The 14181-nt window shown below is 62.4% G+C and carries 15 protein-coding genes; 8 read left to right on the top strand and 7 right to left on the bottom strand.

What is annotated here, in order from left to right:
* Nucleotides 1-54 precede the first annotated feature (54 nt).
* On the bottom strand, nucleotides 55-3774 hold the full coding sequence (locus tag KFF05_10120; protein UTW50329.1) for a vitamin B12-dependent ribonucleotide reductase: 3720 nt from the start codon (nucleotides 3772-3774) through the stop codon (nucleotides 55-57).
* A gap of 399 nt (nucleotides 3775-4173) precedes the next feature.
* Here KFF05_10120 and KFF05_10115 point away from each other — a divergent pair, with 399 nt between their 5' ends.
* The 4 genes from KFF05_10115 to KFF05_10100 are packed head-to-tail and all read left to right on the top strand — an operon-like array spanning nucleotide 4174 to nucleotide 5928.
* Nucleotides 4174-4530 carry an NADH:ubiquinone oxidoreductase subunit NDUFA12 gene (locus KFF05_10115; protein UTW50328.1) on the top strand — a complete coding sequence of 119 codons (357 nt, stop codon included), beginning with the start codon at nucleotides 4174-4176 and terminating at the stop codon, nucleotides 4528-4530.
* 45 nt (nucleotides 4531-4575) lie between these two features.
* On the top strand, nucleotides 4576-5073 hold the full coding sequence (locus KFF05_10110; protein UTW50327.1) for an MCE family protein: 498 nt from the start codon (nucleotides 4576-4578) through the stop codon (nucleotides 5071-5073).
* An 18-nt stretch (nucleotides 5074-5091) separates the two neighbouring features.
* Nucleotides 5092-5541, top strand: coding sequence for an outer membrane lipid asymmetry maintenance protein MlaD (locus KFF05_10105; protein UTW50326.1), 450 nt, complete (start codon nucleotides 5092-5094; stop codon nucleotides 5539-5541).
* A 6-nt stretch (nucleotides 5542-5547) separates the two neighbouring features.
* Entirely contained in the window at nucleotides 5548-5928 is a 381-nt protein-coding gene (locus KFF05_10100; protein UTW50325.1) for a DUF2155 domain-containing protein, read from the top strand.
* Here the strand turns inward: KFF05_10100 and aat are convergent.
* The 4 genes from aat to aroQ are packed head-to-tail and all read right to left on the bottom strand — an operon-like array spanning nucleotide 5921 to nucleotide 8876.
* Nucleotides 5921-6598, bottom strand: coding sequence for a leucyl/phenylalanyl-tRNA--protein transferase (gene aat, locus KFF05_10095; protein ID UTW50324.1), 678 nt, complete (start codon nucleotides 6596-6598; stop codon nucleotides 5921-5923). The genes KFF05_10100 and aat overlap by 8 nt on opposite strands.
* A gap of 21 nt (nucleotides 6599-6619) precedes the next feature.
* Nucleotides 6620-7972, bottom strand: a complete 1353-nt coding sequence (accC, locus tag KFF05_10090; GenBank protein UTW50323.1) for an acetyl-CoA carboxylase biotin carboxylase subunit — start codon at nucleotides 7970-7972, stop codon at nucleotides 6620-6622.
* Between the two features lie 10 nt (nucleotides 7973-7982).
* On the bottom strand, nucleotides 7983-8423 hold the full coding sequence (locus tag KFF05_10085) for an acetyl-CoA carboxylase biotin carboxyl carrier protein (protein ID UTW50322.1): 441 nt from the start codon (nucleotides 8421-8423) through the stop codon (nucleotides 7983-7985).
* 6 nt (nucleotides 8424-8429) lie between these two features.
* On the bottom strand, nucleotides 8430-8876 hold the full coding sequence (aroQ, locus tag KFF05_10080) for a type II 3-dehydroquinate dehydratase (GenBank protein ID UTW50321.1): 447 nt from the start codon (nucleotides 8874-8876) through the stop codon (nucleotides 8430-8432).
* 217 nt (nucleotides 8877-9093) lie between these two features.
* On the opposite strand from aroQ, the gene thiS reads away from it, so the two are divergent.
* Nucleotides 9094-10089 (top strand): sulfur carrier protein ThiS, encoded by a 996-nt coding sequence (gene thiS, locus KFF05_10075; protein UTW50320.1) that lies wholly within the window; start codon nucleotides 9094-9096, stop codon nucleotides 10087-10089.
* Nucleotides 10090-10194: 105 nt separating this feature from the next.
* On the opposite strand, the gene KFF05_10070 is transcribed toward thiS, so the two are convergent.
* A complete protein-coding gene (locus KFF05_10070) occupies nucleotides 10195-10380 on the bottom strand; it encodes a hypothetical protein (GenBank protein ID UTW50319.1) in 186 nt (61 codons plus the stop codon).
* A 200-nt stretch (nucleotides 10381-10580) separates the two neighbouring features.
* Nucleotides 10581-12086 (bottom strand): DEAD/DEAH box helicase, encoded by a 1506-nt coding sequence (locus KFF05_10065; GenBank protein UTW50318.1) that lies wholly within the window; start codon nucleotides 12084-12086, stop codon nucleotides 10581-10583.
* A 199-nt stretch (nucleotides 12087-12285) separates the two neighbouring features.
* Between KFF05_10065 and KFF05_10060 the strand changes: the two genes are divergently transcribed.
* From KFF05_10060 to KFF05_10050, 3 genes are read left to right on the top strand one after another with little or no spacing between them, the layout of a single operon-like run.
* The gene (locus tag KFF05_10060) at nucleotides 12286-12987 is read left to right on the top strand and encodes an alpha/beta fold hydrolase (protein ID UTW50317.1); all 702 of its coding nucleotides are present in this window, start codon (nucleotides 12286-12288) and stop codon (nucleotides 12985-12987) included.
* A 10-nt stretch (nucleotides 12988-12997) separates the two neighbouring features.
* On the top strand, nucleotides 12998-13546 hold the full coding sequence (locus tag KFF05_10055) for a hydrolase (protein UTW50316.1): 549 nt from the start codon (nucleotides 12998-13000) through the stop codon (nucleotides 13544-13546).
* 40 nt (nucleotides 13547-13586) lie between these two features.
* Nucleotides 13587-14174, top strand: coding sequence for a gamma carbonic anhydrase family protein (locus KFF05_10050; GenBank protein ID UTW50315.1), 588 nt, complete (start codon nucleotides 13587-13589; stop codon nucleotides 14172-14174).
* Nucleotides 14175-14181: the final 7 nt, after the last annotated feature.

Below are 14181 nucleotides of genomic sequence, written 5' to 3'. Positions count from 1 at the left end.
GCCCCAAGTTTCCCAGGGAGGATTCCTGAATGGATGGGATGCCGGTTCGCGGCATCATGAACATCCGCTTGTGGCGCCGCAGGTGACGCACTTCATGCAGGTGCCGTTGCGCACCAGGGTGAAGTTGCCGCAGTCGCCGCAGGAGTCGCCTTCATATCCCTTCATGCGGGCTTCGCGGATCTGGTCCAGTTTGCTGTCGGTCTGGCTGATCACGCTGGTCTCGATCTCCAGCACCGTCTCGGTGCTTTCCGCCCGTTGCACGGTGGCACCGGCGCCGTTGCCGCCGCCATTGCTGCCGCTGGTGCGGACGGCCCCAGCCGTTGATCCGGACTGTTCGTTGCCGAAACGCCCGCCCTGAACGACCATGAACTGCTTGGAGCGCACATAACCGCGGCTGGTCAATTGCGCCACGGCTTCCATCATGCCGGACTTCTCGGCATTTTCCGGAAGGTCGCCTTCGTCGGAACCGTCACCCACGGTGTCGGGCAGCAGATCCGCCGGCTCGACATGGGCGAGATCGTTACGGTCCAGGTAGGACACCGCCAGTTCACGGAAGATGTAGTCAAGGATCGACGTCGCCATCTTGATGGTGTCGTTGCCGGTGACCATGCCCGAAGGCTCGAAGCGGGTGAAGGTGAAGGCCTCCACGTATTCTTCAAGCGGCACGCCGTACTGCAGGCCGATGGAGATGGCGATGGCGAAGTTGTTCATCAACGAGCGGAAGGCAGCCCCTTCCTTGTGCATGTCGATGAAGATTTCCGCCAGTTTGCCGTCGCTGTACTCGCCGGTGTGCAGGTAGACCTTGTGGTCGCCGATCGACGCCTTTTGGATATAGCCTTTGCGCCGGTTGGGCGGACGGCGGCGTTCCTGGGCGCGTTCGACGATGCGCTCGACGATGCGTTCGGCGACGATCTCGGCCTTGGAGGCGTTGGCCGGGGCAGCAGCCACGGCATCCCCCAGGGTTTCCTCGGCGTCGACGTCGTCCAGCAGGGCCGACTGCAGCGGCTGCGACAGCTTGGAACCGTCACGGTACAGCGCGTTGGCTTTCAGCCCCAGTTTCCAGGACAGCATGTACGCGTCGTTGCATTCCTTGACCGAGGCCGAGTTCGGCATGTTGATGGTCTTGGAAATGGCACCCGAGATGAAGGGCTGTGCCGCTGCCATCATGCGGATGTGGCTTTCAACGGAAAGATAGCGCTTGCCGATCTTGCCGCAGGGATTGGCGCAGTCGAACACGGACAGGTGCTCGGGTTTCAGGTGGGGTGCGCCCTCCAGCGTCATGGCGCCGCAGATATAGGTGTTGGCGGCCTCGACCTCGGCCTTGGAGAAACCGAGATAGCTGAGCATGTCGAAGCTCATGTCGTCCAACTTGTCGGCCGGAATGCCCAGGCCTTGGCGGCAGAAGGCGTCGCCCAGGTTCCATTTGTTGAACACGAACTTGATGTCGAAGGCTTCGCCGAGAGACCCTTCAAGTTTCTTCAGAACGTTGTCCGTGAACCCTTTGATTTTCAAGGTTTCTGCATTGATCCCGGGCGCCCCTTCCAGGGTGCCGTGACCGACCGCGTAGTTGATCATGTCGGTGATCTCGTCGGCCGTGTAACCCATGCCTGAAAGGGCTTTGGGGACCATACGGTTGATGATCTTGAAGTAGCCGCCGCCGGCCAGCTTCTTGAATTTGACCAAGGCGAAGTCGGGCTCGATCCCCGTGGTGTCGCAATCCATGACAAGGCCGATAGTGCCCGTGGGCGCGATCACCGTAGTCTGGGCATTGCGGTAGCCATGGGCTTCGCCGCCTTCCAGCGCCTGATCCCAGGCCTTGGCCGCCGCCTTGGACAGTTCCGCATCCGGGCAGTCGCCGGCGATCAGCGGCACGGGGATGACTTCCAGCCCTTCGTAACCGGTCTTCTCGCCATGGGCGGCGCGGCGGTGGTTGCGGATGACACGCAACATGGCATCGGTGTTCTTTTCGTAGCCGGGGAAGGTACCCAGTTCGGCCGCCATCTCGGCCGAGGTGGCATAGCAGACACCGGTCATCAGCGCCGTGACGGCGCCGCAAATAGCCCGGCCTTCGACGGAATCGTAGGACAGCCCGGCGTTCATCAGGTAGCCGCCGATGTTGGCATAGCCCAGACCCAGGGTCCGGAATTCGTAGGACAGCTGGGCAATTTCCTTGGATGGGAACTGGGCCATGAGCACGGAGATTTCCAGCGTCACGGTCCACAGGCGCACCGCATGCTCGAACCCGGCGACGTCGAAGGCGCCGTCCTTCTGCGAGAAGGTGATCAGGTTCAGGGACGCCAGATTGCAGGCCGTGTCGTCCAGGAACATATATTCGGAGCAGGGGTTGGAGGCATTGATGCGGCCCGAATTGGGGCAGGTGTGCCATTCGTTGATGGTGGTGTCGTACTGCAGACCCGGATCGGCGCAGGCCCAGGCCGAATAGCCGATCTTTTCCCACAACTCGCGGGCCTGGATGCGCTTGTGCACCTTGCCGTCCGTGCGGCGGATCAATTCCCATTCACCGTCATTGAGGACGGCGTGGATGAATTCGTTGGTCAGGCGCACGGAGTTGTTGGAATTCTGCCCCGACACGGTCACGTAGGCTTCCGAATCCCAATCGGTGTCGTAGGTCGGGAAATCGATTTCCGTATATCCCTGACGGGCAAAATGTATCACCCGCTGGACGTAGTTGTCGGGGATCATGACCTGGCGGCAGCCCTTGATGGCGGCTTTCAGGTCGGCGTTGACCTTGGGGTCATAGCGATCATCGGCGCCGACGTCCGGGCCCATGTCGGCCTGACAGGCGGCCATGACCTGGGTCAGGTGCTTCTTGGCCAGGCGTGAACCGGATACCAGGGCAGCGACCTTCTGCTCTTCCTGGACCTTCCAGTTGATGTAGTTCTCGATGTCGGGATGGTCGACGTCGACGACGACCATCTTGGCCGCCCGGCGCGTGGTGCCGCCAGATTTGATGGCGCCGGCGGCCCGGTCGCCGATCTTGAGGAAGCTCATCAGGCCCGACGACTTGCCGCCGCCCGACAGGGCTTCGTTCTCACCGCGCAGGGCCGAGAAGTTGGACCCGGTGCCCGAGCCGTACTTGAACAACCGTGCCTCGCGGACCCAAAGGTCCATGATGCCGCCGTCGCTCACCAGATCGTCGGACACGCCCTGGATGAAGCAGGCATGGGGCTGCGGATGTTCATAGGCGGACTTGGAAGCAACCAGCTTGCCGGTCTCGAAATCAACGTAATGGTGCCCCTGGGCCGGACCGTCGATGCCATAGGCCCAATGCAGACCCGTGTTGAACCACTGGGGCGAGTTGGGGGCGGCCATCTGCTTGGCCAACATGAAGCGCATTTCATCGAAGTAGGTCCGGGCGTCGGCTTCGGAATCGAAGTAGCCGCCTTTCCAGCCCCAATAGGTCCAGGTCCCGGCCAAGCGGTCGAACACCTGCTTGGCGCTGGTTTCACCGGACGACCGTTTGTCCTTGGGCAGCTTCTTGAGGGCGGCGGCATCGGGTTCGGAGCGCCACAGCCATGACGGGACCGAGTTTTCCTCGATCTTTTTCAGCTTTGCAGGCACACCCGCCTTGCGGAAGTATTTTTGCGCCAGCACGTCCGAGGCGACCTGAGACCAGGAGTCGGGGACTTCGATGTCCGCCTGAGCGAACACCACGGATCCGTCCGGATTTCGGATTTCGCTGGATGCCCGGCGAAACTTGATTGCCGCGTAAGGTGACTGATCCTGTTTAGTAAAATGCCGCTTGATCTGCATGGCTACCCCGTGTGCGCTCCCTTAATGGTCCCTGTCATTTCCGGCCCTATTACTGGCCGGCGGGCCCAACAACAGACCCGGGTCGCTTCTTTGCCGCTGGCTCGGAAGGCTTTCGCTTCCTGAAACTACATAGTGTATTTGCCCAGGCGTGAAGGACGCTAAATGTAGCCAGCGGCTTTGGGGGCAGCAACAGGATTATTTCAACATTTAGGGGTTATGTTACGAATAAATTACTTGATTTTGTGGAACCTCCCAGAAAACCGGGGGTTATGCCTTAGGTCATAGTCGAGGGCGTCCTACATATTGCGATCGACAGCCGGTAAAGTCGGTCAAGCGGGCTGGACCTTGCGCCCGCATGGTGCCATATTCCCGCGGTACATCAGGCGGATATGAGACCCCATGGACATCGGAACGCTGCTGCATACCTGGATTCACGGCAAGCTCGTCGGCACCGACGAGTTCGGCAACCGTTATTACAAGAACAAGGGCGGGTCGTTGTACGGCCGCGAACGCCGCTGGGTTCTGTACAAGGGCCGCAAGGAAGCCTCCAAGGTGCCGCCGGAATGGCATTCCTGGCTGCACCACACCTCTGCGGAGCCGCTGACCGAGAGCGCCACCCGGGCGCGGCCGTGGCAGAAGGAACATGTCCCCAACCTGACGGGAACCGCCGGTGCCTACCGCCCCGCGGGCCACGATTTCAAGGGCGGTACCCGCGCCCATGCCACGGGCGACTACGAAGCCTGGAAGCCGGAATGATTTGTGGCTCCTTGGCCGGGGCGCTGCGATGACGGTCGGATACCGATGACACTCGAAACCAAGGAACAGATGATCGGCGCTTTGGCGCTTGTCTTGCTTCTGGCGGTTCTCGGCTTCATGAACCAAAGCCGCGACGTGACCTCCGGCGCGGACGGCCGCATCCGGGTCGATGCCCTGTTTGGCCGGGTAGATGGAATAGCACCCGGGGCCGAGGTCCGCATGGGCGGCGTTCGAATCGGCAAGGTCGCGGCCCAGCGCCTGGATGACAAGTTCCGCGCCGTGCTGACCCTTAATCTGACCGATGGCGTGATGGTGCCGAACGATTCGTCGGCCTCGGTGCAGACCGACGGCCTGTTCGGCGGAAAGTATATCGTTTTGGAGCCGGGTGCGTCGGAGCAGGGGCTGAAAACCGGCGATCTGATCGCCATTACCCAGGATGCCCAGGTTGTCGGTGACATTCTGGATCTGATCATTTCCCAGGGCCGGGCCGCCATGGAAGAGCGCCGGGCCGCCGCCGAAACGGCGGCCGGGCAGACGAAATAAGGGGCGGAGAGACCGGATATGGGACGTAATGCAATCGAAACGGTCCTGGGCGGCGTCGTGCTGATCGTCGCCGGGGTGTTTCTGTTCTTCGCCTTCAACGTGGCCCAGGTCAAGGCCGTCTCCGGATACGAAATCAAGGCGCATTTCCTCAAGATCGGCGGCCTGTCCAACGGCAGCGACGTGCGCATCAACGGCATCAAGATCGGCACCGTTCTTGACCGCGTTCTTGACCCGCAGACGTTCGAGGCCGTTGTCATCATGTCGATCCGCCCGGATGTGAAACTGCCGAAGGACACGGTGGCGACGATCGGCTCCGAAGGCATCCTGGGTGGAAAATACATTCGCCTGAAGCCGGGACAGGCCTCGGAAACGCTGCCCGCGGGCGGGCGCATCGCCAGGGTTGAGGACTTCAAGTCCCTTGAGGATCAGGTCGGCGAGATCATCTTCCTGGCCACGGGGGGGAAATAGGCCGCGATGCGGCTTCTCCTCATCGCCTTGATTGGCATCATCGCCGCCTTTCCGGCAGGCGCGGCCCCCATGAACAAGGTTATCCTGCAGGGGCTGGATAAGGTCACGGCGCGGGTTTCGACCCTGGAAGCCCGGGTCGGCGAGGTCGTGCGCTTCGGCACCCTCGAGATCATCGCCCGCAGCTGTGACAAGCGCCCGCCGGAGGAACCTCCGGAATCCGCGGCCTTTCTCGATATTTGGGAAATTCGCCCCGGTGAGCCGGCGATCAGCCTGTTCCGCGGTTGGATGTTCGCCTCCAGCCCGGCGCTCAACGCCCTGGAACACCCGGTCTATGACATCTGGGTGCTCGATTGCGCGGAGCCTATGGACGCAGCCCCCCCTAAATAGCGGATTTTTCCGCCATCGCCTCTAGTTCCGTAGAAACCCGGTCCGGGGCCGGGTTGAGGGGAAATCGGGCCTGATACTCAAGCGCCGATTCCAGGCGTTTCTGATAGTCGCGGGCGGGAATTTCCTCGCAGCCGAAGGTCTTCAAGTGGTCGGTCACGAACTGGGTGTCGAGCAGGCGGAAGCCGCCCAGGCGCAGGCGCGCCACCAGATGGGCGAGGGCGACCTTGGACGCGTTGGCCGTGCGCGAAAACATGCTCTCGCCGAAGAACGCCCCCCGCAGCGCTACCCCGTAAAGCCCGCCGGCCAGCTCGCCGTCCTTCCAGGTTTCGAGGGAATGGGCGAAGCCCAGGTTGTGCAGCTCGATGACGGCGTCGCGGATCGGCTCGTTGATCCAGGTACCCTTGCGCCCCGGGCCGGGGGCGGCGCATTCGTCAAGCACCCGCTCGAACGCCGAGTTGGCCCGCACGAGGAATTCGCCCCGGCGCAGGACCTTGCGCAGGCTTTTTGAGATGTGGAAGGTTTCCAGCGGCAGTACGCCACGCTGTTTGGGATCGACCCAGAACACCTGCGGGTCGTCGCGGCTTTCGGCCATGGGAAAGATGCCGGCGGCATAGGCGCGCAGCAAAAGTTCGGCGGGCAGGCTTTCCTGGGTTTGGTCGCGCCGGCTCATGAAATACGCTCGGCAGGAACGTCAGGCGTTGTCCTTGTCCGCGGCCATGAGGGTTTCAAGCCAGTGGATGTCATAGGAACCATCGACGAAATCCCGTTCGCCGATGATGCGCTGTTGAAGGGGTATGCCCGTCGAGATGCCATCAATCACAAATTCCTCAAGCGCCCGTCGCAGGCGCATCAGGCACTCGTTCCGTGACGCGCCGTGAACGATCAGCTTGGCGATCATGCTATCGTAGTGGGGTGGCACTGTGTAGCCGGAATACAGGGCGGAATCGACGCGCACGCCCAGGCCGCCCGGCGCATGATAGACGCCGACCTTGCCCGGAGAGGGCGCGAAGGTCACGGGATCTTCCGCGTTGATGCGGCATTCAATGGCATGACCGCGCAGGATGATGTCTTCCTGGGTCATCGACAGCTTGGCCCCCTGGGCGACGCGGATCATCTCGCGCACGATGTCGATGCCGGTGATCGCCTCGGTGATCGGATGTTCGACCTGCAGGCGGGTGTTCATCTCGATGAAGTAGAACTTCCCGTCCTCGTACAGATATTCGACCGTGCCGGCGCTCTGATACCCCAGCTTGGAAATGGCGTTGACCGTGATCTCGCCGATTTCGGCCCGCTGTGCCGCATTGAGGGCCGGCGAAGGGGCTTCTTCCAGGACCTTCTGGTGCCGGCGCTGCAGGGAGCAGTCGCGCTCACCCAGATGCACGACGTTGCCGTGCATATCGGCCATGATCTGAATTTCAATGTGGCGCGGCTTGTCCAGGTACTTTTCCATGTAGACGGCGCCGTTGCCGAAGGCGGCGCTGGCCTCGCTCTGGGCCACCTTGACCAGGTCTTCCAGGTCTTCTTCCCGGCGCACCACCTGCATGCCGCGCCCGCCGCCGCCGGCGGCGGCCTTGATCAGCACGGGATACCCGATGTCCTTGGCGACCAGGGCCACGTCCTTGATGTCCTCGATGGCACCGTCCGATCCGGGCACCACGGGGATGCCGGCGGCCTTGGCGGCAGCCTTGGCCTGGACCTTGTCGCCCATCAGCCGAATGTGATCGGCCGAAGGACCGATGAAGGTGAAGCCGTGTTCGGCGACCATTTGGGCGAAATCGGCGTTTTCCGACAGGAATCCGTAGCCGGGATGGATGGCGTCGGCCCCCGAAATGGCGGCGGCCGACAGCACGGCCTGGATCGACAGGTAGCTGTCCTTGGCCGACGGCGGGCCGATGCACACGCTTTCGTCGGCGAAGCGCACGTGCATGGCGTCTGTATCGGCGGTGGAATGGACGGCGACCGTGGAAATGCCCATTTCGCGGCAGGCGCGCAGGATGCGCAGCGCGATTTCCCCCCGGTTGGCGATCAGGACCTTTTCAAACAAGGCCTGCCTCCTATTCGAGAATCAGGAGGGGTTCGCCGAACTCGACGGGGGTGCCGCTGGTCACCAGGACCCGCTTCACCGTGCCGGCGCGGGGGGCGGTGATCTGGTTGAACACCTTCATGGCCTCGACCAGCAGCAGGGTGTCGCCTTCCTTCACCGTATCGCCTTCTTTGACGAAATCGGGGCTTTCGGGGTCGGGCGAGGTATAGACCACGCCGACCATGGGGGAGGTGACGGCGCCGGCGGGCACACCCTGTTCAGCAGAGGGGGCATCGGCGACGGGGGCCACGGCCATGGGGGTGGCGGTCACGGCGGTCGCCCCCTTGGATACGCGCAGCGACCAGTCGTCGTGGGTGTATTCGATTTCCGTCAGGCCCGTCTCTTCCAGGAGACTGGCCAGCTTGCGGACGGCATCCGCGTCGATATCGGTCGCTTTGGGGCTTCTTGCCATGGTCCCTTACCCGTTGTTTTTCAGTCGTTTTGCCAGCGCGTCGAGCGCCAGTTCGTAGCCCTGTCCGCCGAGACCGCAAATCATGCCGTCGGCGGCCTTGGAGACGAAGGAATGATGCCGGAACTCTTCACGCCTGTGAATGTTGGAAAGGTGCACCTCGATGATCGGCATGTCGATAGCCGAAAGCGCGTCGAGAATCGCGACCGAGGTATGGGTGTAGGCGCCGGCGTTGATGATGATCCCGGCGTGCGCCTTGGGGGCTTCCTGGATCCAGGTGACCAGTTCGCCTTCGTCGTTGGATTGGCGGAAATCCACGTCCAGGCCTAGGCCCTGGCCGCGCGTCCGGCAGGCGGATTCGATGGTCGCCAGCGTCTCGCGCCCGTAGATGTCGGGTTCGCGCGTGCCCAGAAGGTTCAGGTTCGGGCCGTTGAGGATCAGAATCGTCGCTGTCATGGTTCCGTTCCCGGCGCGGCGAACGCGCCGAGCCGCCTTCCGTCATAAGGTAGCGGGCTTATAGCACGCGCTGAGTTCTGAGAAACATCCCGTTTCTCCCCATCCCGGCGTTGAAAGCGGCTGGCCGCGGCCCCATAATCCCTGTAAAGCCCCCCGGACAAAGGCCTGTACAGGCTTCAACGACGGCGCGACCAACGGCCCCGAGGATAAATTCTTCATGCAAGTTCAGATCAACGGCGAAACCCATTCCCTGGATGCTCCCCTGTCGGTGGCGCAGCTTCTCACCCGAATCGGCCTGGACCCGGCCAAGGTCGCGGTTGAGCGCAATTTGGAAATCGTCCCCAAATCCGGCTACGGCCAGATCGGTGTGGAAGACGGCGATCGCCTGGAAATCGTGCATTTCATCGGCGGCGGTGCCCCGGATTCGGCCCCCGTATCCGAGGATGAGGATATTCTGGAGGTCGCCGGGCACAAATTTCGCTCGCGCCTGATCATCGGCACCGGAAAGTACAAGAATTATGACCTGAACCGTCAGGCCGCCGAGGCGGCGGAGGCGGAAATGATCACCGTCGCCGTCCGGCGCGTGAACCTGACGGACCCCAATCAGCCGCTGCTGGTCGATTATCTGGACCCCAAGAAATACACCTATCTGCCCAATACGGCGGGCTGCTTCACCACCGACGATGCGGTGCGCACCCTGCGCCTGGCGCGGGAAGCCGGCGGCTGGACCCTGGTGAAGCTGGAAATTCTGGGCGAACAGCGCACGCTTTATCCGATGATGCCGGAAACCATCGAGGCGACCCGCGCGCTAACGGAAGAAGGTTTCCAGGTCATGGCCTATTGTTCGGACGATCCGATCCTGTGCAAGCGGGTGGAGGAGGCGGGGGCCGTCTCCATCATGCCGCTGGGGGCGCCCATTGGTTCCGGCCTGGGTATCCAGAATCCGGTTAACATTCGTCTGATCAAGGAACAGTCCGAGGTGCCGGTGATCGTTGACGCCGGCGTTGGTACGGCGTCGGACGCGGCCATCGCCATGGAACTGGGCTGCGACGGCGTGCTGATGAACACGGCCATCGCCGAAGCCAAGGACCCGGTGATGATGGCTCGCGCCATGAAACACGCGGTCAAGGCCGGGCGCATGGCCTATCTGGCCGGGCGCATGCCGCGCAAAATGTACGCCGATCCGTCGTCACCGCTGTCTGGGTTGATCTGACCGACGCAGCGTACGCGGTCTCCTGAAACGCAAAGGGGCAGACGGTTCAGGCCGTCTGCCCCTTCTTGATCGGTGCGCGCCGCAACTGCGGGCGCGGTGTCCCAATTACTTCTTGGTCGCTTTCTTCGCGTCGGCTTGGGCCTTCATGCAGGCTTTCTTCTCGGCCTTGTCGGTCATCTTGGCGCAGGGGTTTTCCTTCTTGTCGGCGGCCAGGACGGCGGTCGACGCGGCGGAGAAGCCCAGGGCCATGACGAAGGCGAAGATGGCGGCAGAAAGAACGGTCCGTTTCATTGCAGATGTTCCTCGGTTGATGGTTGACGGAAGGCGCTCAATATCGAAGAGCGGCCCGCCGCCGAACATCGAAAAATTCTCATGATCTGTATCGAAAAGCGCGAAGCCTCGGCCGCCGGATTGACCGGCGCCGAGGCGTCAATTCACCTGAAGGGAATAGGTGGGCTTTCGTGCCCCAGAGGGGCCGGGAGGGAGGCGGCTTAGAAGTTCTTGAGGAAGGCCGGAACCTGATCGCTTTGCCCAAACACGACGTCCTTGTCGTCCATCGTGCCCGCGTCATTGCGCTGGTCCGAGCGGCTTCTACGGGCGCGACTCGTTTTCGCGGCCGGTTCCTCTGCGGCGGGTGCTTCCGTCTTGGGGGCGTCCTTGACCGGTTCCGCGGTTACGGTGGTCTCGGTCACGGCATCGGCCGCCGGTTCGGTCTTGGTGTCGTCTGATGCCGGTTTGCGGCCCCGGCCTCGGTCACGTCCTCGACCCCGGCCACGTTCGCCGCGTGCTTCCTTTTCCGGGGCGCTGGCAGTGTCATCGGCACTGCCACTGCTGCCATTGCCGCCGCCGGTGCTGCTCATCGGGTCCTGATCGATGGAGCGGCCCATCAGCTTTTCGATGGCGTCCACGTATTTGCCGTCGGACGGGACGGCGATGGAGATCGCCACACCTTCGCGTCCGGCGCGGCCCGTGCGGCCGATGCGGTGGACATAGTCGTCGGCATGGGTCGGCACGTCGAAGTTGAAGACATGGCTCATGGCCGGGATGTCGAGCCCGCGCGCCGCCACGTCGGAACACACCAACAGGGTCACGTCGCCGCTCTTGAACTTGGATAAGGTTTCCATGCGCACGGACTGCACCATGTCGCCGTGCAGACGCGCCGCGGTGTTGTAACCGTGGCGTTCCAGCGACTTGTAGACGACGTCGACGTCACGCTTGCGGTTGCAGAAGATGATGGCGTTCTTGGGCTGCTCGCGCTCGATCAGCTTCCGCAGGATCTCGCGCTTGCGCTTGGCGATGGAGGCCTGGTCGCGCCCGGCGCCGGTGACCATGACCAAGAGCTGCTTGATCGTTTCCGCCGCCGTGGCCGGCTTGGATACGGTGATTTCCTTGGGGTTCATCAGGAAGCGGTCGGCCAAGCGCTTGATTTCCGGCGGCATGGTGGCCGAGAACAGCAGCGTCGTGCGCATCTGCGGAAGCTTGGAGACGATTTTCTCGACATCGGGGATGAAGCCCATGTCGAGCATGCGGTCGGCTTCGTCGATCACCAGAACCTTCACGTCGCGCAGCAATAGATGGCCGCGGTCAAAAACGTCCATCAGACGGCCCGGGGTGGCGATCAGCACGTCGACGCCCTTTTCCAGGCGCTTGATCTGCTCGCTCATGTTTTCGCCGCCGATCAGCAGCGCATGGTTCAGCTTGTGGTATTTGCCGTAGATCTCAAAATTATCGGCGACCTGGGCGGCCAGTTCGCGGGTCGGCTCCAGAATCAGCGAGCGCGGCATGCGCGCCTTGGCCCGGCCCGAGGCCAGGATATCGATCATCGGAAGGGTGAAGGATGCCGTCTTGCCCGTGCCCGTCTGGGCGCAGCCCAGAATATCGCGGCCCATCAGGACTTGGGGAATGGCCTGGGCCTGGATGGGGGTGGGGTCGGTGTAGCCTGCGTCGGAAATCGCTTTGAGGAGTTCGTCGCTGAGGCCGAGGTCTGAAAAGGACATATTGCTCCACTTCGGGAGTTGCGCCGCCCGGGCTGGGTGGTCACCTTATGGGGGCTTGGATTTTGACCCTCGGAGACTTCCCCGGGCCGTGTGAGCCGGATATTAGGTGTTCCCGACCCGAAGTCAATGATAAGCGGGGGTTGGGCGGCGGATTTCTGCCGACCGCTACCGATTTGTCACGGTCCCCGAAGGAGGTTTCATGTCTGACCGAACGCCGCTTCTGTTCATGCCCGGGCTGCTGTGTGACACGGCGCTATGGGGGCATCAGTTGGCGACCTTGACCGACGTCGCGGAAATGACCGTGGCCGACATGACACAGGACGGCAGTATTGACGACATGGCCCGGCGCGTGTTGGACGCGGCGCCCGACCGCTTCGCGCTCTGCGGATTGTCGATGGGCGGCTACGCGGCCCAGGCCGTCATGCGTCTGGCGCCGGAACGGGTGACCCGCTTGGCCTTGCTCGACACCGCCCCCGGCCCGGACACGCCCGAACGCACGGCAGGCCGCCGCGAACTGATGGCCAGGGCCGCCATGGGCGATCTGGACGGCGTCATCGATCACCACATGACGGGCTTCATCGCTGCAAACCGCCAGGACGATGGGGAATTGACCGCCGTCGTTCGCGCCTCGGCCCGCAACGTGGGGGCGGAGGCTTATCAGCGCCAGCAGACGGCCATCATCGAGCGCCCGGACAATCGGCCCAATCTGGCCGCGATTGCCTGTCCGACGTTGGTTCTGTGTGGTCGGCTCGACGTCATGACGCCGCCTGCGGTGCACGAAGAAATGGCATCCGCCATCCCCGGTGCTAAACTGGTGATCGTCGAAAACTGCGGCCATCTTTCGCCCCTGGAACGGCCCGAGGCGGTCAGCGCGGTTCTGCGCTATTGGCTCGCCGATTAAGGAAATCAAGATGCTGATAAAGCCCGAACTCTCCTGCCTGGTCGTCATCGATATCCAGGACAAGTTGGCCCCCGCCATGCAATCACCGGCCAAGGTGATCCGCAATACGGCGCTGCTGATGCGTGCCGCCGATCGCATGGGCGTGCCCATTCTGATGACGGAACAGTATCCCAAGGGATTGGGGCGCACGGTGCCGCAGCTGCAGGGCATCGCGCCCGAGGCCCAGGTGTTCGAGAAAATTCATTTCTCCTGCATGAACGAGGAACTGTTCCAGAAGGCGTTCGAGGCCACAGGCCGCCGCCAAGTGGTCATCACGGGGATGGAAGCCCATATCTGCGTCATGCAGACCGGTGTCGATCTGATGGACAAGGGGTACGAGATCTTCGTCGTCACCGACGCCACGGCCTCGCGCACCCTGGAAAGTGAAAAGGCCTGCCTGGATCGTCTGGGCGCGGCCGGGGCCGGCATCGTGACCACGGAAATGGTTATCTATGAATGGCTGGGGCGGGCCGGAACGGAGGCTTTCAAGGAAATGCTTCCGTTCATTAAAAATTCTTAAAAAACAATACATTGAAACAAAAAACTAAGGTGATTTCTGAATGATATCTTCGCGCCAGCCCGGCGGTGTGATCCTTCCTTTCAAGGACAAGCATCCGCAGATCGACGAAACCGCCTTCATCGCGGAAAATGCCATCATCATCGGGGACGTGACGATCGGGACCAAGTCGTCGATCTGGTATTCCTGTGTGTTGCGGGGGGATATGAACTTCATTCGTATCGGCAACGATACGAACATCCAGGACGGCACGGTCGTTCATGTCGATTCCAAGGGCTATCCAACGATCCTGGGCGACCGGGTCACGGTCGGGCATATGGCGCTTTTGCATGCCTGCACGCTGGAGGACGATTCCATGATCGGCATGCAGGCCTGCGTGATGGACGGTGCGGTGGTCGGCAAGGGATCGCTGATCGCCGCCGGCGCCCTGGTCACGCCGGGCAAGCAGATCGGCCCCGGCGAGGTCTGGGCCGGGCGGCCGGCCAAATTCCTGCGCAAGGTCGGCCCCAATGACCAAAAGATGCTGGATTACATCTGGCCCGTGTACGACGACCTGAGTGCCGAATACCGCTTGGCGGGCCATGACCTGCGCAAATTGAGCCGCAACCGTCCCATACCGTCGAGCGACTGAGGCCCTG

It is taken from the genome of bacterium SCSIO 12827, from assembly GCA_024397995.1.
Lineage (GTDB): Bacteria > Pseudomonadota > Alphaproteobacteria > Rhodospirillales > Casp-alpha2 > UBA1479.
This window is presented reverse-complemented; position numbering and strand designations above follow the sequence as displayed.